This window comes from Pseudomonas sp. 05N36 (assembly GCF_056397385.1).
Genome location: NZ_JBFTNH010000014.1, coordinates 1 through 16,728 on the forward strand (window position 1 = coordinate 1; position 16,728 = coordinate 16,728).

General features: G+C 60.2%; 16 protein-coding genes and 1 pseudogene. 7 read left to right on the forward strand and 10 right to left on the reverse strand.

Features of this window, described 5'->3' with window-relative positions:
• Nucleotides 1-143, forward strand: a pseudogene (locus tag AC1DIH_RS18135) (IS110 family transposase); the annotation flags it as partial.
• 132 nt (nucleotides 144-275) lie between these two features.
• Nucleotides 276-1,208, forward strand: a complete 933-nt coding sequence (locus AC1DIH_RS18140) for a 1-aminocyclopropane-1-carboxylate deaminase/D-cysteine desulfhydrase (protein ID WP_477772739.1) — start codon at nucleotides 276-278, stop codon at nucleotides 1,206-1,208.
• Here the strand turns inward: AC1DIH_RS18140 and AC1DIH_RS18145 are convergent.
• From AC1DIH_RS18145 to AC1DIH_RS18155, 3 genes are all read right to left on the reverse strand, one after another.
• The gene (locus tag AC1DIH_RS18145) at nucleotides 1,195-1,752 is read right to left on the reverse strand and encodes a cytochrome b (protein ID WP_477772740.1); all 558 of its coding nucleotides are present in this window, start codon (nucleotides 1,750-1,752) and stop codon (nucleotides 1,195-1,197) included. The two genes, AC1DIH_RS18140 and AC1DIH_RS18145, sit on opposite strands and share 14 nt — an antisense overlap.
• Nucleotides 1,753-1,954: 202 nt before the next feature.
• Nucleotides 1,955-2,782, reverse strand: coding sequence for a phosphonoacetaldehyde hydrolase (gene phnX, locus AC1DIH_RS18150; RefSeq protein WP_477772741.1), 828 nt, complete (start codon nucleotides 2,780-2,782; stop codon nucleotides 1,955-1,957).
• A 149-nt stretch (nucleotides 2,783-2,931) separates the two neighbouring features.
• Nucleotides 2,932-4,041 carry a 2-aminoethylphosphonate--pyruvate transaminase gene (locus AC1DIH_RS18155; RefSeq protein ID WP_477772742.1) on the reverse strand — a complete coding sequence of 370 codons (1,110 nt, stop codon included), beginning with the start codon at nucleotides 4,039-4,041 and terminating at the stop codon, nucleotides 2,932-2,934.
• A gap of 111 nt (nucleotides 4,042-4,152) precedes the next feature.
• Here AC1DIH_RS18155 and AC1DIH_RS18160 point away from each other — a divergent pair, with 111 nt between their 5' ends.
• Nucleotides 4,153-5,019, forward strand: a complete 867-nt coding sequence (locus AC1DIH_RS18160) for a LysR substrate-binding domain-containing protein (protein ID WP_477772743.1) — start codon at nucleotides 4,153-4,155, stop codon at nucleotides 5,017-5,019.
• A 164-nt stretch (nucleotides 5,020-5,183) separates the two neighbouring features.
• Here AC1DIH_RS18160 and AC1DIH_RS18165 read toward each other — a convergent pair whose 3' ends face one another.
• Nucleotides 5,184-7,025: a type VI secretion system Vgr family protein gene (locus AC1DIH_RS18165; RefSeq protein ID WP_477772744.1), complete on the reverse strand. Its 1,842-nt coding sequence runs from the start codon at nucleotides 7,023-7,025 to the stop codon at nucleotides 5,184-5,186.
• A 171-nt stretch (nucleotides 7,026-7,196) separates the two neighbouring features.
• On the opposite strand from AC1DIH_RS18165, the gene AC1DIH_RS18170 reads away from it, so the two are divergent.
• The gene (locus AC1DIH_RS18170) at nucleotides 7,197-7,901 is read left to right on the forward strand and encodes a YebC/PmpR family DNA-binding transcriptional regulator (protein ID WP_347927353.1); all 705 of its coding nucleotides are present in this window, start codon (nucleotides 7,197-7,199) and stop codon (nucleotides 7,899-7,901) included.
• A 73-nt stretch (nucleotides 7,902-7,974) separates the two neighbouring features.
• Here the strand turns inward: AC1DIH_RS18170 and AC1DIH_RS18175 are convergent, their stop codons facing one another.
• The 4 genes from AC1DIH_RS18175 to AC1DIH_RS18190 form a co-directional block, all read right to left on the reverse strand.
• Complete coding sequence (locus AC1DIH_RS18175) at nucleotides 7,975-9,300, reverse strand: leucine-rich repeat-containing protein kinase family protein (protein ID WP_477772825.1); 1,326 nt, start codon at nucleotides 9,298-9,300, stop codon at nucleotides 7,975-7,977.
• An 88-nt stretch (nucleotides 9,301-9,388) separates the two neighbouring features.
• The gene (gene zapE / locus AC1DIH_RS18180; protein WP_477772745.1) at nucleotides 9,389-10,522 is read right to left on the reverse strand and encodes a cell division protein ZapE; all 1,134 of its coding nucleotides are present in this window, start codon (nucleotides 10,520-10,522) and stop codon (nucleotides 9,389-9,391) included.
• Between the two features lie 184 nt (nucleotides 10,523-10,706).
• Nucleotides 10,707-11,459 (reverse strand): anti-sigma factor family protein, encoded by a 753-nt coding sequence (locus AC1DIH_RS18185; protein WP_477772746.1) that lies wholly within the window; start codon nucleotides 11,457-11,459, stop codon nucleotides 10,707-10,709.
• A complete protein-coding gene (locus AC1DIH_RS18190; RefSeq protein ID WP_103316169.1) occupies nucleotides 11,456-11,962 on the reverse strand; it encodes an RNA polymerase sigma factor in 507 nt (168 codons plus the stop codon). Before AC1DIH_RS18190 ends, AC1DIH_RS18185 begins: the two co-directional genes overlap by 4 nt.
• A 160-nt stretch (nucleotides 11,963-12,122) precedes the next feature.
• On the opposite strand from AC1DIH_RS18190, the gene AC1DIH_RS18195 reads away from it, so the two are divergent.
• Both AC1DIH_RS18195 and AC1DIH_RS18200 read left to right on the forward strand, forming a co-directional pair.
• Nucleotides 12,123-13,214 (forward strand): catalase family peroxidase, encoded by a 1,092-nt coding sequence (locus tag AC1DIH_RS18195; protein WP_477772747.1) that lies wholly within the window; start codon nucleotides 12,123-12,125, stop codon nucleotides 13,212-13,214.
• Complete coding sequence (locus tag AC1DIH_RS18200) at nucleotides 13,211-13,753, forward strand: cytochrome b (protein ID WP_477772748.1); 543 nt, start codon at nucleotides 13,211-13,213, stop codon at nucleotides 13,751-13,753. The genes AC1DIH_RS18195 and AC1DIH_RS18200 overlap by 4 nt, the downstream gene beginning before the upstream one ends.
• 156 nt (nucleotides 13,754-13,909) lie before the next feature.
• On the opposite strand, the gene AC1DIH_RS18205 is transcribed toward AC1DIH_RS18200, so the two are convergent.
• Both AC1DIH_RS18205 and AC1DIH_RS18210 read right to left on the reverse strand, forming a co-directional pair.
• On the reverse strand, nucleotides 13,910-15,061 hold the full coding sequence (locus tag AC1DIH_RS18205; RefSeq protein WP_477772749.1) for a M14 family metallopeptidase: 1,152 nt from the start codon (nucleotides 15,059-15,061) through the stop codon (nucleotides 13,910-13,912).
• Between the two features lie 521 nt (nucleotides 15,062-15,582).
• A complete protein-coding gene (locus tag AC1DIH_RS18210) occupies nucleotides 15,583-15,924 on the reverse strand; it encodes a DUF6124 family protein (protein ID WP_477772750.1) in 342 nt (113 codons plus the stop codon).
• A 129-nt stretch (nucleotides 15,925-16,053) separates the two neighbouring features.
• Here AC1DIH_RS18210 and AC1DIH_RS18215 point away from each other — a divergent pair, with 129 nt between their 5' ends.
• Nucleotides 16,054-16,719, forward strand: coding sequence for a LexA family protein (locus tag AC1DIH_RS18215; protein ID WP_477772751.1), 666 nt, complete (start codon nucleotides 16,054-16,056; stop codon nucleotides 16,717-16,719).
• Nucleotides 16,720-16,728: the final 9 nt, after the last annotated feature.

The following is a 16,728-nucleotide window of genomic DNA, read 5'->3' on the forward strand; positions in this document are numbered from 1 at the left end:
GCCAGAGGTTTGCCAGAGGTTTCAAGAAGACTCAGGCCCTGGTAATCCTTGCCCGCAAACTCGCCCGGGTGGCGTTCGCCCTGATGAAAAACCAGAGCGAATACCGACCGAATCGACCGCTGCAGGGTTGTCCTGCAACATAGAATCTCCCACATTGGATTGATGTTGCTCAGCCAATGGTGGTTCAACTCTGGCCCCCTGTGGGAGCGGGCTTGCCCGCGAAAGCGATCTGTCTGCTGTTAAGATGCCGGCTCTTTCCCAAAGAGCCGGCATCAATGCTTTCTCCTCCCAGCGACTGGCTCCCCCATGCCCCGCTTGAGCGTCTTCATCTCGACTGGCTCGCCACCGCTGGTATCGAGGTGGCAATCCTGCGTCTGGACCGGATCGACCCGCTGATCTCCGGCAACAAGTGGTTCAAGCTCATTGAGCATCTCAGGGTGGCCCACGAGGCCGGTGCCGAGGGTGTGATCAGCCTGGGCGGTGCCTGGTCCAATCATCTGCATGCGCTGGCGGCAGCGGGTAAACGCTTTGGCTTTCCTACCGTCGGCCTGTTGCGCGGGCATCCGCAAGGCACCCCGACGGTGGAGGATTTACAGGCCTTTGGCATGCACCTGCACTGGTTGGGTTACGGCGGTTATCGTGCGCGCCACGAGCCGGGTTTCTGGCAGCCATGGCACGCGCAATACCCGCAGCTGCATCCGGTCCCCGAAGGCGGGGGCGGTCTGCTCGGTGCGCGCGGTTGCGGGCAGTTGCTGACTCAGGTCGGCGAACAGTTGAAGGCGTTGGGCTGGAATGACCATGACGGCTGGTGGCTGGCCTGTGGAACCGGCACCACGCTGGCCGGGTTGGTGCTGGCCGAGGCGGGGAGGCATCCGGTGTATGGCGTGCTGGCGGTGCCCGATGATCATGGGGTAGCGCAGCAGGTCGAGGCAATTCTCGGCGAATGCGGCTTGCCGGACGGGGGATATGAGCTGTTCGACGGCAGTTGCGGCGGATTCGCCAAAGTCGTCCCGCCGTTTCTGGAGTTTATCGAACACTGCGAGCGGGCCAGCGGTATCCCGTTGGAGCCGCTGTACACCGGTAAAGCGCTATGGGCACTCAAACAACAGGTTGATGGCGGATTTTTTGCCGCCGGCACACGTTTGATCTTCGTGCACACCGGCGGCTTGCAGGGGCGTCGGGGTTTTGCGCCGCTCAGTCAGGGCTGACGCGCTTGGGCATCATTCGCAGCAGGGTGTTATCGCGTACTACGTAATGGTGATACAGCCCGGCCACGGCATGCAGGCCGATCAGCCAATAGCCGAGGGTACCGGCCAGTTCATGCCAGCCCTTGATCTGCTTGGCCAGTGCTTTGTCCTCGCTGATCAGCAACGGCAGGTCGATGCCGTAGAACATCACCTGATGACCGTTGGCGCTGGTGACCAGCCAACCGAGAATCGGTGTGGCGATCATGAAGATATACAACGCCCAGTGCATCAGCCGGGCAAGCACTGTTTGCCATGGGGGCGATGCCGGGAAGATTTGCGGAGCGCGCCCCAGGCTGCGGGCGAACAGCCGTAACCAGACCAGTGCGAACACGGTCAGGCCGAGCATGTAGTGCGTTTCCGTGATCAGGGCTCGGCCGCCACTGCCCCTGGGAAACATCCCCCGCAGTTCGATACTCGCGTAAACCAGCGCCAACAGTACCAGCATCAACCAGTGCAGCATGATTGATACGGTGCTGTAGCGTGATTCGGAATTCTTCCAGGGCATACGGTTTTTCCTCGCTTATCAGGTCTGAAGCCCCCGTTCTTGTATGACGGAGTGGGTTAACTGTAATCCTGTTTGCGAGGATTTGCCTGAGTCAGATCAGGCTACGTACCTTATCGAGCGCTCTGCGACAGACTATTGGGTAGAAAAAAAGCGCCAGCCCCGGTTCAGGGGCTGGCGCTTTTTTTGGCACTTGACGCGGTAATCAGCTGCTTTGCGGCATCTCACCGTTGGCCAGGCGCTTGTTGATGTCGGCGATCACTTCCGGCAGATCGATGATGGTGTCGATCAAGTAGTGCGGGCGCGAACTTTCGAACAGGGCATGAATACGCTTGCGTTCGCTGGCCAGTTTGTCGCTGCCCAGCGCTCGATAGCCGTCGTAGGTCAGGCCCAGCGCGTTGCCCGAGCAGATCAGCGCGACGGTCCACATGCCGGCGCGGCGACCTTCGAGAATACCCGGCACGGTGTCGTCGATCTTCACGCAGGCGGCAACATCGTCGATGCCCAGGGCGATCACGTTGGACAGCGCTTGCGCCGGCCATGGGCGGCCATTCGGCACTTCGTCGGTGGCGACTACGTGGTCAGCCACATATCCATTGGCGGCGGCCAACTCAGCGACTTTGTCCATGACTTGCTTCGGGTAACCGGAGCACGAACCGATTTTGATCCCTTGCTGGCGCAGGTTAGTGATGGTCTCCAAGGCACCCGGGATCAGTGCCGAGTGCTCGGCGATTTTATTGATTTGCAGCGGCATGAAGCGTTCGTAGATGGCCGTCACGTCATCGTCGCTTGGCGTACGGCCGAAAACCTTGCGATAGCGTTCGGCCACTTCGGGCTGATCGCAGAGTGTACGAATGTGATCCCACTTGCCCATGCCCATCGGCCCGCGTGCCTCTTCGATGGACACCTGGACATCGAATTCGGCAAAGGCTTCGACAAAGATCCGGGTCGGCGCGAAAGAGCCGAAGTCGACCATGGTGCCTGCCCAGTCGAGGATCGCGGCTTGCAGCTTGCTTGGGTTGTTGTAGTTCATGGTAATCAAATCCTGTGGCAACTGGTTTATAGGGGAGCTGCTTTTGGTGGGAGCGAGCCTGCTCGCGATGTGGCGCTGACATTCAGCAAATGTGTTGGCTGACAGTCCGCTATCGCGAGCAGGCTCGCTCCCACAGGGACTGTGGTGAGTCAGGTATCGAGGACTTCCATTTCGCGCAGCACCTCGCCGATGGCCGCCACTGCCGCATGCATCTCGGCCTGATTGACGTGGCCGATGCAGCCGACGCGGAAGGTTTCGACCTGGGTCAACTTGCCCGGGTAGAGGATGAAACCCTTGGCCTTCACGCGTTCGTAGAACGCTTTGAACTGGTAACGCGGATCTTTCGGCGCATGGAAGGTGACGATGATCGGCGCCTGGATCGCGGCGGGCAGAAAGCTGCGCAAACCGAGTTTGGCCATCTCATCGAGCAGCACCCGGCAATTGTTTGCATAACGCTGATGCCGCGCCGGCAGGCCACCGTCTTCGTTGTATTGCCGCAGTGCTTCGTGCAGCGCCGCGACCACGTGGGTCGGCGGGGTGAAGCGCCATTGGCCGGTTTTGACCATGTAGGCGTGTTGGTCGAACAGGTCCATCGCCAGCGAGTGGGAGTTGCCGGCGGCATTCGCCAGAGCGGACTTGTTGGCGAAGACGAAACCCATGCCCGGTACGCCTTCCAGGCATTTGCCCGAGGCGGCGATCAGCGCGTCGAATGGCACGTGTCGAGCGTCGATCGGCAGTGCGCCGAAAGAACTCATGGCGTCGATGATCAGACGTTTGCCGTGCCGGGCGATGACCCGGGCGATTTCCGGCAACGGATTAAGAATCCCGGTGCTGGTTTCGCAGTGGATCAACGCCACGTGGGTGATGCTGCTGTCGGCGTGTAGCAGGCGGTCGACGTCGGCGGCGGTGGTTGGTTGGTCTTCGGCGGTTTCGAACGAACTGAAGGAACGACCGAGCACTTCGCAGATTTTCGCCAGGCGTTTGCCGTAAGCGCCATTGATGAGCACCAGCACTTTGCCGTCGCGAGGCACCAGGCTGCCGATGGCCGCTTCGACGGCGAAAGTGCCGCTGCCCTGCAACGGCACGCAGTGGTGGCTGTCGGCAGCGTTGATGATCGCCAGCAGCTGTTCGCAGACGCTGGCGGTCAATTGGTTGAAACGTTCATCCCACGAACCCCAGTCCACCATCATCGCCTGACGGGTGCGCTGCGAGGTGGTCAAGGGGCCGGGGGTGAGCAGGATGGGGGCGGCAGTACTCATTCGGGTGTTCTCGCAATCAATGGGATCAAGCTGCGGGAGATAAATTGCAATTTGCCGTTCCATCAATCAAATTGTTTGTTGTTATGCCAGCCATCAGTAAGGCCGATAGCTATGAACCTGTTCCAACTCCGTGCATTTGATGCCGTGGCCCGCGAAGGCAGCTTTACCCGCGCCGCTGCCCGTTTGTTTATCAGCCAGCCGGCAGTCACCGGGCATATCAAGGCGCTGGAGGAGCACTATCAGGTCACCCTGTTGCGGCGCACCGCGCGGCGGGTCGAATTGACGGAGGAGGGCACGAGGCTGGCGGCCATCACCCGGGCGATGTTCGGCCTGGCCGAAGAGGCGCAAGTGATGCTTGAGGCCAATCGGCAGTTGTTGACCGGTCGGTTGGAAGTGGCAGCGGACGGCCCGCACCTGGTCATGCCGATGCTCGCCAGCCTGCGTGCGCGGTATCCGGGAATCACTGTGAATTTGCGGCTGGGCAATGCTCAGGAAACCCTCGCTGCATTGTTGTCCGAGCACGCCGACGTGGCGGTGCTGACCGAGGTCGAGCCGCGCAAAGGTTTGCACTTGCAAGCCTTGAGTGAGTCGCGGATTTGCGCGCTGGTGCCGGCGGGGCACCCATGGTCGGCGCTACGCGAAGGGGTCGCGCTCAAGCAACTGGATCAGGTGATCATGGTATTGCGCGAGCCGAGCTCGATCACCCGTCGTACGTTCGATGAGGCTTGCGCCCAGGCCAGGGTCAATCCTCGGGTGCTGCTGGAGCTGGACAGCCGTGAAGCCGTCACCGAGGCGGTGGCGGCCGAGCTGGGGGTGGGCGTTGTGTCTTCGGTGGAAGTCAGCCCCGACCCGCGCGTGCGGGCAGTGCCGATAATCGGCGAAGGACTGGTCAATCGGCACATGATCGGTTGCATGGAGCGACGGCGGGATCTACGGCTGATTCAGGCGTTTTTCGACCTCGCACCGGGTACCTCGTAGCAGCTGGCGAAGCCTGCGTTCGGCTGCGCAGCGGCCGTAGAATCAGACAGTGCGGTCCTTCAGACCAACCGCGATAACAGGATTTACGACTGCTGCGCAGCCGAACGCAGGCTTCGCCAGCTGCTACATGGGGGGCGAGCATCTCAGGGGGGCGATCGTGCACCCTAGGAAGTAGCGTCCGGACGGTTCACCAGCCAGTCGAACAGCAGACGCGCTTCTCGCGGTTGGCGCTGGGCGCTGGCGGGGTTGGCGCTTTCGATGAAGCTCAGGCGTTGTTCGCTGTTCCAGTATTGCTGGAAATAATCGGCCAGCGCCACGCAATGCCCCGGATACAGCAGGCAGAGTTGTTCGGGAGTACGGGCGAACTCGCTGGCCAGGCGCTGCTTCTGTTCTATCGTCAGCGACAGGTTGCCCAGTGCCTGGCTTTTACCGGTCATCAGCACATCGTCACGGTTGAGGCTCCCCAGATCCTTGAGCCCGGGACGCGGCATGCGCACGATGTACCACGTGGTGTCGGCCAGGCGTTCGGTGGTGGCGGGAGGCCGCTCGAACAAATAGATCTCGCCGCTCCAGCCCGTTGGCGATGCCTTCCGTTCTACCGTCACCACCGGCTGCGGTTCGCCCGCTTGTGCGTCAGCGAAACCCGTGCAAAGCACTGGTCGATCAGGATCACCGTCGAGGAAACCCACGTGTACCTCGCTGCCGGCCAGTGGCAAGGTCGGGTGCCCCGTCCCTGTATGGGCGATTGGCAACCAGATGCCTGAGGAGCCTTGCCTGTCGGATTGTGCATCAGGCCACAGGCAGATGTTGATTCGCCCGTGTTCGTCGAGGTGCGGCGGCATTCCCGCCATGCCAAGGACCTCAGCCATCTGGTAACCGCTGATACGCGGTCTGGACTGTTTGAGGGCCGGGCGGAACGCGGTCGACCAGGGAATTGCCTTGAATTGATTGCGATAACCCGTTGCCTCGGACAACACCTTGTCCACGCCAGGCGTTTCGCCCTGATGCAGCACTTCGCTTAATAACCATTGATCGTTGAACGCCGGGACCGGATGCCCGGTGACTTGCAGCAGCCGCCCGCTGAGCAGTTCGGGCAATGTACTGTGGCCCTGAACCAGACGATGCAGGCTGCGCAGACGCTCGAGTTCGCGGCGACCGAGCTGGTTGCGACGGGCTTGCACCGGGTCGATTCGACCTGTCGGGTGCAGGCTGGCGAGGTAGGTCTGGTTGGCGCAGGCGTCAGGTGCAGTGGATGCGGGGTCAGCGTTGGCGTGCTGCGCAAAGGTGGTTTGCGGCCCTGTGGTCGGCCGGCTATGGCATTGAAAGAGCCGGCTGATCCGCGGCTGTTCGGCCTCCCGTGCGGAGGGGTGAAAAACGCTTTCGACCGGTCGCTGCGCAAAGCTGTCGCTGTCATCGGCGAGCACCAGCACGTGCCGGTCGTGTTGATGCTCGAAGTGATAGTGGATGCCTTCCTCTTCGCACAGCCGTTGCAGCAGGTTCAGGTCGGTTTCGTCGTACTGGAGGCAAAACGGGCGCGGCGGGTATTCACCGTTTGGCAGCTCGAAACGGTAGCTGTCGGGCGGCAGTCGATGCTCGGCCAACAACTGGCGCAAGATTTCCGGCACGCTCAGGTGCTGGAATACCCGTCGACGGCGCTGCTGCTCCAGTGTAAGCAGGCGGGGGGCGAGGTTCAGGCTGTAGCCGATCTGCTGCGCGCCGCAGTACTGCAAACCGGCGCTGTGGATGATGCCGTGGATGCCGGAGGCGGGGCTCAGGCTGAGGAATGCCGGTTGATGCAGCAGTAGGTCCAGATTCATTGCGGGCTGCGGGCCGCGCATTTCGATGTCGAATCGATAGACCTGATTGAGGGCTTCGCGACCACTGAACTGTCGAACCTGAAAGCTCAAGGCGAGTTCGGTGAGCGTCAGGATGAAGGGACTTTCCATGTCGGTGTGCATCAAACTCTCTTCTGCCATGAAGTACGGGGCACAGAGGTTACGAAACACCGGCGCTCAATAGTCACCGCAAACCTGCTTTTCAGAAAAGCCCTACAACAGGTTGTGAAGATGTCGATCGCTCACAACACTTTTTGGTCGATTGCCAACTTTTTGCCGTATAAACTTGCACAAAGCGTCGGCCAATAGATGTCTCGGCGCCACAGATCAAGAGAGTGAGTAATGGGCGCACAGTGGAAGGTTAAACACAAAGAAGCGGCAGCCAACGCCAAGGGCAAGATCTTCGGCAAACTGGTGAAGGAAATCACCATTGCGGCACGTAACGGCGCTGATGTCAGCACCAACGCGCACCTGCGCCTGGTGGTCGAACAGGCGAAAAAAGCCTCGATGCCGCGTGAAACCCTGGAGCGTGCAATCAAGAAAGGCTCGGGCCAGCTCGGCGAAACCGTGCAGTACCACCGCGTGACCTACGAAGGCTTCGCCCCGCATCAGGTGCCGCTGATCGTTGAATGCGTGACCGACAACATCAACCGTACCGTGGCAGAAATCCGCGTAGCGTTCCGTAAAGGCCAGTTGGGGGCTTCCGGTTCCGTGGCTTGGGACTTTGACCACGTGGGCATGATCGAGGCGTCCCCGGACACCCCGGATGCCGATCCGGAAATGGCCGCTATCGAAGCCGGTGCACAGGATTTCGAGCCGGGCGAAGATGGCGCGACGCTGTTCATCACCGAAGCCACCGACCTGGACTCCGTTCAGAAAGCCTTGCCTGAGCAGGGTTTCACCGTGTTGTCGGCGAAGCTCGGCTACAAGCCGAAGAATCCGGTCAGCGGCCTGACCGACGCACAAATGGAAGAAGTCGAAGCCTTCCTCGAAGGCCTCGATAACCATGACGACGTGCAGGACATGTTTGTCGGGTTGGCGGGTTAAACCGCACTGTCGATTTGTGACCTGACCTGTGGCGAGGGAGCTTGCTCCCTCGCCACGGGTTTTGTACGTGCCGTTAGTGATTTGAGTTACAGGCGGCCAACTCTTGCATGATCTCGCTGAACCCTGGACGCGCCAGCACGTCCGGCTGACAGCAGCGGCTCTGCAAATCCATCAAGCGCTCGCGGCGCTCAGCACTCAAGCCTGAGTCGATCCGCTCCAATAGCTCACCCAACAGAATCCCGAAGGCCCGCACTTCGATGCGTTGCAGCGCGCGCGTTTCAAGGGTGTCGGACGTGGCATGGAAGGACGCCGCGCCGAAGTCGCCCAACAGGCAGTCGCCGTGCTCATTCCACAACGTGTTGTGGCCGTACAGGTCGCCGTGGGTGATGCCCTGCTGATGCAGGTGCGCAGCGGCCGAGGCAATGCCGCTGGCGATTCGCAGCGCCACTGCTGCACTGAAGCGCGTGTTCTCTGCGTATACATCACGGCTGCAAGACGCCAGGCTCGGCAACGCCGCCAGATTGCGATAGCTCGGCTCGATCAGGTGCATGACCAGGCCGGCCTGAGCCTGCGGATGCCCGACAATCCGCCCCTCGACCTTGATCAGGTTGGGATGAATACCTGCGGTGATGCAGGCATTCATTTCATGCAGCGGTGAGCCGTCGCTGGTCATGTGCCCCTTGTAGAGTTTCACCGCAACCTTGCGCTCAGGCTGCGACGGTTGCTCCCACACAGCCTGGTGAATCACCCCGGAAGCGCCTTCGCCCAGTTGCTGCTGCAGGTGCAGTTGCGACCAGGGAATGTTCGCCGTGGCTTCGAGGGCAGCGGCATCGGCTTCGGTTTCCAGCGGGTTGCCGGCGTAAGCCAGCCAGGCCAGCCCGGGCAATGTCAGCAGCCACTGCGGCAATTCGGTCATGCGGTTGGCGGCGATGCGGATCAGCTCCAGCTGATGGCACTGGCTCAAGCTTGCGGGCAGGCTTTGCAGGTGGTTGCCGGCCAGCATCAATTTTTGCAGGTGCGGCCGTTCGCCCAATTCGCTCGGTAATTCGCTGATGCAGTTGTCGGTCAGGATCAGCCAGCGCAGCAGTGGCGGCAGCGCGGCGGCCGGGACTCGCTCAAGGCGATTGGCCTTGAAGCCGATCATCGTCAGTTGCGCGCATTGGCCGAGGCAGGTCGGCAGCTCGCGGAACTGATTGTCCGAGCAAAACAGCACGCGCAGATGCGTCAGGCGATGCAGGTCATCCGGCAAGCTGCTCAAGGCATTGCCGCTGAGGTTGAGCACCTCCAGGGTGTCTGCCAGGTCGAAGATTTCCCGGGGAAACTCGGTCAGGCCGCACGACAGATCCAGACGTTTGAGCCCCGCAAGCGCGCCGGCCCGCAGTTGTGCAAGGGTATGCATGAACACATCCAACCAATGAGAAGAGAACGGCAAGTCGCCCACAAAAAACGCCGCCATGATAACGGCAAAATCCGCTGCGCTGGACGCTTTATAGCGCTGGCCCGACGTCCACCAGTTGCCCCAGGCGACTGCGGGTGCGCGCCAGGTCGATGGCGTCACCGCCCAGGTGTTCACGCAGCGGTCGTTCGCCGAGCAGGATCAGGCGCTTGTCCTGGTCGTAGAGCACGTCGATCAGGTTGATGAAGCGCTGTTGGGTCGCAATCGGGCAGTCCGCCAGGTCGGGCAGTGCCTCGATGATCCAGGTATCGAAGCGTCGGCACAGTTCCAGGTAATCCATCACGGCCGTGGGTTGTTCGCACAGGTCGTTGAAGGTGAAGGCAATGGTCCGGTCCTCGCAATGCAGAGCCTGTAGCTGGCGAGTACCGACCGGCAGGACGATGGCTGAAGTGTCCGGTTGCGGCAGCTTCAAGGCCTGACGTTGCGAGGTCGTGGTTGGCCATCGGTATTCACCCTGGGTGAATACCTGCTGCGAATGGTTTTGCACCTGACTGCGATAATCGTGAGGGCCGCCGACTTCCATGACCTGCATATGTGCATGGATCAGGTCGATGACCGGTTTGAAGCGTGCATGGTAGAGCGGATTTGGCAACAAGCCCTGAGGCGGGTAGTTGGACGTGACCAACAGCAGGATGCCGCGCTGGAATAGCGCTTTGAACAAGCGTGCGATGAGCATCGCGTCGCCGATGTCATGCACGTGAAACTCGTCGAAACACAGCACCCGACAGCCCTTGAGCAGTTCATCCAGGGTGCTTGCCAGCGCATCGGTGTGTGCACGATGGCGAAACATGCCCTGATGCAGTTGCACAAAAAAATCATGGAAGTGCAGGCGTTGTTTTTCGGCCACCGGCAAGGCCCGGAAAAAACCATCGAGCAGCCAGCTCTTGCCACGGCCGACGGCGCCGTGCAGGTAGAGGCTTTGAGGTGTCTGCGCAGGGGCGCGTCTGGCCAGCAGTGCGTTCGCCAACTGGGCCATGCACTCGATCACCCGTTGCTGGCTGTGGCTGAGGGTGTAGCCCTGAGCATGGGCCTTGTGGCGAAAGTAGTCGTGGATGATTTGAGCGCTTTCACCATTGTTTTCAGGAGCGACCAGGGACTTGCCAAGGAGCCTGCGCAGGGTTGGCCAACGTGGTTTGAGTCGTGAGCGGTTTGGCGGGATAGCCAAGTGTTGTCCCCCCGTGGTCGTTATGCCGGCTCCCCCTGAGCGATGGCGGTGCAAGTTTAACCAGTCGGTGAGTTTTCCTTCCAGCTGTGTCGATGAAAGTCAGAGTGGTTCGACAAAAACAGGCGGTTGGTACAGCTTTTTACCTTTGGAGTCATGGTGCAGTCGGCCTGATTCGATGTGAGCATTAGAACTTCAGCTCTTGTTTGAGCATCTGCGTCGCCGGATCCCGGGCTTCGCTGACCATCGCGTAGTTGTACCCGGACCCCGACCAGTACTCGGCCTGCAATTCACCGTCGCTGCGACTGCCGCGTGGCAGCAGGTAGTTTTTCGGGCCTGGCGGACGGACGTAGAAACTGATCTTGCGGCCGCTCTGGTCCTCGTACATCACCATCGCTGCGGGACCTTGTTCGGTGCTCAACAACCGTCCGCTGACCGGTTTGAACCCCGAGTTGGCGAGGTTCGGCAGGCGATTGGCCTGGGAGAAGTAATGGTCAAGCCAGCCCTGCATATCGCCGTCATCGGTGACGGTGTAATCGGCCGGCAGGATGCCTTGCTGGGCGAACATCCGGTACGCCTGCAGTGCGTCGGTCATCGGTAGGGGGGCACCCACCATGGTCATTTCCCGCGCTTGCCAGCCACTCAGGCCACCGACGCTGACCGCGATCAGCAACACGGCGGCGCTGGCCAGGTGGCGGCGGGACTGTCGTTTCAGACGCTGGCGAATCACGCCGGGGTCGAGGTTCGGGTTGGACGGCTGCTGCAAGGCGCCGCTCAAGGCTGCACGCAGTTGCTGGGCGTCCTGTTGCCAGGCCTGAACCTGCTCGGCAACGTGCGGATTGGCCGCCAGGTACGTTTCCACCCGTCGCCGGTCCGCGTCGTCGAGTTGATGGTCGACGTAGGCGTGCAGGTCATTGACGCTTGGGGGCATGCTGATCATTTGAGTATCCGCAAAGAGGGGCTGGTGATTTCGCCGTCGCTGAGCTGGCGCAAGGCCTGGCGAGCGCGGGACAGGCGAGACATCACGGTGCCGGTAGGAACGTCGAGAATCTCGGCGACCTCCTTGTAACTCAAGCCTTCCACCGAGACCCAGAGCAACAGCGCGCGTTGCTCGGTGGTCAGTTTGTCGAAGGCTTGCAGCGTCGATTGCGCCAGCACCGTGCGCTCGACCGAGGGCTGGGCTTCGTCGCGACCGGTGAAGAACTCAAGCATTCGCGCATAACGCCTTGAGCGTCGATGGGCGTCGAGAAACTGTCGATACAGAATCGAAAACAGCCAGGCGCGCAAGTCGCCGTCCGGGCGTTTGTCGCCCCATCCCGACAGCGCCCGCTCCAGGCACGACTGCACCAGATCGTCAGCGTTGCTGGGGTTGCGCGTCAGCGACACGGCAAAACGCCGCAGCCTGGGGATGAGTTCACGTAACGGTTCGTCGAGATCGTTCATGGAATGCTGGCTAGTCATTACGCTTTGGATCAGGAAGACGCTCGGCAGGGGAGGTTATTCCAGCAGTGGACAAATAAATACCGGGCCATGGAATAAACCTCGGCGGGCTTCGTCTGATTGATCCTTTCCACCGGTGGCCCACGGCCCTGGAGATGTTCACATGGTTGATCGTTCACCGCCGCCACGGCCTGACAAAATCCCCTTGAGCCGCGTGAGCCTGGCTTTGCGCCTGGCCGGTATCGGCGCGGTAGTCGCCACACTGGCCGGGGCCTTTGCCTACGTCAATGGCACGTTTGACCCACAGCGTCTGACACCAAAAGCGCTGGTAGACGTGCTGGAGAAAAACAATGGCGTACACCCGGGCTTTCGGCGCAATCACGCCAAGGGCGTGTGCGTGGCCGGGTATTTTGAAAGCAGCAGCGAGGCGCGCCCGTATTCAACCGCCCAGGTCTTCAGCGCAGCGCGAACGCCGGTTGTCGGGCGTTTTGCGTTGCCCAGCGGCAATCCTTACGCGCCGGACAGCAGCGTGCCGATCCGTAGCCTGGCGTTGCGCTTCAAGCAGGCCAACGGCCAGCAATGGCGCACAGGAATGAACAGCATGCCGGTGTTCCCGGTGGGCACGCCTGAAGCCTTTTATCAGCTACAACAGGCCCAGACACCCGATCCGGCCACCGGCAAACCCAATCCTGCGAGCGTCCCGGCATTTTTTGCCACACACCCGGAAACCGCGCCGTTCCTGCAATGGATCAAGAGCGCCAAGCCATCGGCCAGTTACGTGACCGAGACCTACAACGGCATCAACGCTTTTTATCTGGTCAACGCCGCGGGTCAGCGTCAGGCAGTGCGCTGGAGCGTTGTCCCCGTGGCGCGAGATGCGGTCGGCGCCAGCGCCCCTGAAGGTGCGGACTTTCTTGAAAAGGATCTGCTCCAGCGCTTGAAGAGCGGGCCGTTGCGGTGGCAGCTGAATATCACGCTGGCCACGGCTGCCGACCCGACCAACGACGCCAGCAAGGCCTGGCTGGGTGAGCGCAAGGTCCTGAACGCCGGGACGCTGGTGCTGGAAAGCGCCCAGGCACAAAACGATGGCGAATGCCGCGACATCAATTACGACCCGCTGGTCTTGCCGAGCGGTATCGAGGGTTCCGAGGACCCGTTGCTGGCCGCACGTTCGGCGGCTTATGCCCGTTCTTACCTGCGTCGAACCGCTCAGGTCGAGCAGTTACCCACCGCCAAACAGGAGTCGCCACAATGAGCGCGCACCCTCATCATTTCGCTCCACTGGCGCGGCTGCTGCATTGGCTGATGGCGGTGATGATCATCGCCATGCTGTTTATCGGTGCCGGCATGGTCGCGTCTGTGTCCGAACGCCATGAATGGCTGATCCACCTGCACAAGCCGTTGGGCGTGGCGATTCTGCTGTTGGTGATCGTGCGTCTGTTTGTACGCTTCTCGACTCGCCAGCCGCCGTTGCCGGCAGACTTGCCGGGCTGGCAAGTACTGGCAGCCAAGGCATCGCATGGGCTGCTTTACGCGTTGATGCTGATCCTGCCGTTGCTGGGCTGGGCGATGATTTCGGCTGCCGGGGATCCGGTGATGCTCGGCAGTTCGTGGCAGTTACCCTCGATTGTGCCGGCGAATGCGCTGCTGTTCGCCTTCCTGCGCACGGCCCACGGGTATCTGGCGTACGTGCTGTTTCTGACCGTTCTGTCGCACCTGGCAGCGGCGTTGTTCCATGGCTGGGTGCGTCGTGATGGGGTGTTGCAAAGCATGTTGCACGGCAAGGATCACTGATCGGCTGGCACGATGCATCGCTCAGGTACGCCGCTTTTCAGCGTCAGCAGCCAATACACCAGCGCCACGGCATTGCCCCCTGCACCCAGCCATGGAACAGCGCCGTCGAGTGAAAAATGGCTGCACGTCGTACCGGCATGCAGCCATTTTGAGGCATCAACGCAGGGTGCCGACCATTTCTGCAATCGTCGACAACACATCCTTGCCCAGCTGCATCGAACGCTTGCCCGACCAGCCGGTGCGGGCATTCGGTGCGTCGTTGTTGTCCTTGAATGGCATCTCCAGCGTCAACGACAGGCAATCGAACTTCTCGCCGACGCTGTTGCAGGCCAGGGTCATGTTGGCTTGGCCCGGGAGGTCGCGGGTGTAGCCGTGAGTGGTCTGGAAGTCGCGGGTCAGGTGTTTCAGATGACTGCGAAAGTGCTCTTCGAGCTTGGCGATTCGCGGGGTATAGCCCGGGTTGCCTTCGCAGCCAGCAGTGAACACGTAGGGGATTTCTTCATCGCCGTGGATATCGAGGAACAGGTCGACACCGTACTTCTCCATTTGCTGTTGAACGAAGAGTACTTCCGGGCTGGTGTCCTGGCTCGCGCTCTGCCAGGCGCGGTTGAGGTCCTTGCCCATGGCGTTGGTCCGTAAGTGACCATGGAAGGCGCCGTCCGGGTTCATGTTCGGCACCAGGTACAAATCGGCACTGGCCAGCAGTTTGTTCAACTCAGGATCATTGTGCTGTTGCAGGCGTTCGATGACACCTTCCATGAACCACTCGGCCATGTGTTCGCCAGGATGCTGCTGGGCAATGATCCAGACCTTGCGCTGACCCTCGGCGCCGCTGCCTTTGCGCAACAATTGAATAGCCCGACCTTCGACGCTTTTGCCGGTGGCCAGCAGTTCGGTGCCAGCCTTGCTCAGCGCTTGGTCGATCAGCCAATCGTGGCGTCCGCGGCTGTAGGGTTCAAAGTAGGCGAACCAGGCGTGAGTTTCGGTGGCTTCGAGGCTGAAACGCAGGCAGTCGCCTTCAAAGATCGTCGGCACACGGAACCAGTTGACGTGGTCATACGAGGCCACCGCCTGGTAACCGTCCCATGCCTTGTGATAGGAAGATTTACTGGCGTTGTTCAGTCGAAACCAATGTTCCTGGCCGACGTGCAGACCACTGGCCTTGAAGTGAAACCACTGGAAATGCTGACTGCGGGTGTCGGGTTTGATGGCCAGCAGGGCCTGCAATGGATTGCTGAGGTCCAGCACCTCGATGTTGCCGCTGTCGAAGTTTGCAGTGATCTCAAAGGAGCGGTGAGCCACGGTCATAATCTATTCCTGAGTATGATTTTTATGGCTGCTACTTTACACGCAAGGGTGGGAAAACCGAGGGCAATTTGCGCGGGGATAATATGGGGGGCGTCGTCCTTGACGCAGCCGCAGCTTAGTGTTTTTGCGATTGATTCTCAAGTGCTGTTTTGGGTGGCCTAAAGCCCGTGCTTGAGCGGTTTGTTGCAAAAAGATGTTCTTTTGATATCATCCGCGCCATCGAATTCAGCAGCACCCGTCTTCATTAGCCTGAAGCCATAGCCAGAATAACTGGCAAAAAAAGACCCGGCAAAAAGCCGGGTCAAAAACCGTGATTAGCCTGATGAGGAGATATTCCAGGAGTCCGACCTAAGGTCTCTTGGTCTATCGACTGATCTCGCGATCAGCTGCATGCAATAATAATCATTATCATTTGCAAGTCAAATGTTTTCACCTGCCTTATAGGAAAATTTTTCCTGTGGCTGCCCCAAACGTCTGCGGCTTGAGTCAGATCGCAGCGTTCTCCCATCGGTTTTTCCTTTTCAATCTTTCCGGTCACCGTCCAGGGACCTGTCCACCATGGCCTTGGCCATGTCGATCATGTGTACCACTGAAAATGCCAGGTCGCGGCTTGCGCCGTGCAGGTTGTCTGCCGACTCGTAAGCGGTCGCGGCCGCACAGCGCAGCAAGTCCGATGCATGGACCAGAGCTTCTTCACTGCTGACGTTACGGTTTACATCGAAAAATCGTTCTGCGACTTCGAATTCTGAAACAGTTGGTTTCAAGTAATAATCCAGGGCGCGTTGGGCTGCCGCACAGCCCTTGAGCGAGGTGAAGTTCGTGTCGATTTCTTGTTCGGCCGTGTCTTTGCGGGTGATATCCATGATGGGTAATGCTCCGTGAGTGGGGCGATTGAGTAATTTGAATCCTAGTACAAATTGTATTTATGACGAGAAATTAAATACTACAATGTGTGTGTTGAGGGTCCGACTACGCGAAGTATTGTTCCGCCCATGGATAAATGGATTGAGTTGGTCAAGGCCAAGATGAGTGAACTCAAAATCACTCAGGAAAAGCTCGCAGAGCGTCTCGCAATGTCTCAGGGCTGCGTCGGCCATTGGCTGAACAAGCGTCGCCAGCCCAGCCTCGAGGATATGAACCGGGTGCTTCGGGAGCTGGGGCTGGGGTTTCTCGAAGTCGCCATGGTGATCAGGGAACCCGAGCTTGCGAGTGACGAGGCGCAAGAGGGCGATTACGAAGTGTCGCTGGCGCAAAAGTACAACCCGTACTTCCGTTACCCGGTCAGTGACTGGCAGGGTATCAGTGAGGTGCGCGAGGCTGCGCCGGCTGCTTACGCCAAGGGACGTCACGAGTTATCGGATTATCACGCCCAAGGCCCGGCGTTCTGGCTGGTCGTGGTCGGCGATGCGATGACCGCCCCGAGTGGCATCAGTATTGCGCAAGACATGCTGATTCTGGTCGACCCGGCGGTTGAAGCCGTACCCGGTAAACTGGTGATTGCGCAGTGGCCAGACAGCGCCGAAGCGACGTTCCGCAAATTGATCGAAGAGGGCGGTCAACGGTATCTCGTGCCGCTGAACCCGACCTATCCGAAAGCCCTGTTTACCGACGAGTGCCGAATTATCGGAGTCGTGGTGCAAGCAACTGCAAAGTTCTAGTCAGACAGG

Excerpts from the sequence above, each read along its gene's own strand:
- AC1DIH_RS18140 (WP_477772739.1), top strand. The coding sequence starts at position 276 with ATGCTTTCTCCTCCCAGCGACTGGCTCCCCCATGCCCCGCTTGAGCGT.
- AC1DIH_RS18145 (WP_477772740.1), bottom strand. The coding sequence starts at position 1,752 with ATGCCCTGGAAGAATTCCGAATCACGCTACAGCACCGTATCAATCATG.
- phnX (WP_477772741.1), bottom strand. The coding sequence starts at position 2,782 with ATGAACTACAACAACCCAAGCAAGCTGCAAGCCGCGATCCTCGACTGG.
- AC1DIH_RS18155 (WP_477772742.1), bottom strand. The coding sequence starts at position 4,041 with ATGAGTACTGCCGCCCCCATCCTGCTCACCCCCGGCCCCTTGACCACC.
- AC1DIH_RS18160 (WP_477772743.1), top strand. The coding sequence starts at position 4,153 with ATGAACCTGTTCCAACTCCGTGCATTTGATGCCGTGGCCCGCGAAGGC.
- AC1DIH_RS18170 (WP_347927353.1), top strand. The coding sequence starts at position 7,197 with ATGGGCGCACAGTGGAAGGTTAAACACAAAGAAGCGGCAGCCAACGCC.
- AC1DIH_RS18175 (WP_477772825.1), bottom strand. The coding sequence starts at position 9,300 with ATGCATACCCTTGCACAACTGCGGGCCGGCGCGCTTGCGGGGCTCAAA.
- AC1DIH_RS18185 (WP_477772746.1), bottom strand. The coding sequence starts at position 11,459 with ATGATCAGCATGCCCCCAAGCGTCAATGACCTGCACGCCTACGTCGAC.
- AC1DIH_RS18190 (WP_103316169.1), bottom strand. The coding sequence starts at position 11,962 with ATGAACGATCTCGACGAACCGTTACGTGAACTCATCCCCAGGCTGCGG.
- AC1DIH_RS18195 (WP_477772747.1), top strand. The coding sequence starts at position 12,123 with ATGGTTGATCGTTCACCGCCGCCACGGCCTGACAAAATCCCCTTGAGC.
- AC1DIH_RS18200 (WP_477772748.1), top strand. The coding sequence starts at position 13,211 with ATGAGCGCGCACCCTCATCATTTCGCTCCACTGGCGCGGCTGCTGCAT.
- AC1DIH_RS18205 (WP_477772749.1), bottom strand. The coding sequence starts at position 15,061 with ATGACCGTGGCTCACCGCTCCTTTGAGATCACTGCAAACTTCGACAGC.
- AC1DIH_RS18210 (WP_477772750.1), bottom strand. The coding sequence starts at position 15,924 with ATGGATATCACCCGCAAAGACACGGCCGAACAAGAAATCGACACGAAC.
- AC1DIH_RS18215 (WP_477772751.1), top strand. The coding sequence starts at position 16,054 with ATGGATAAATGGATTGAGTTGGTCAAGGCCAAGATGAGTGAACTCAAA.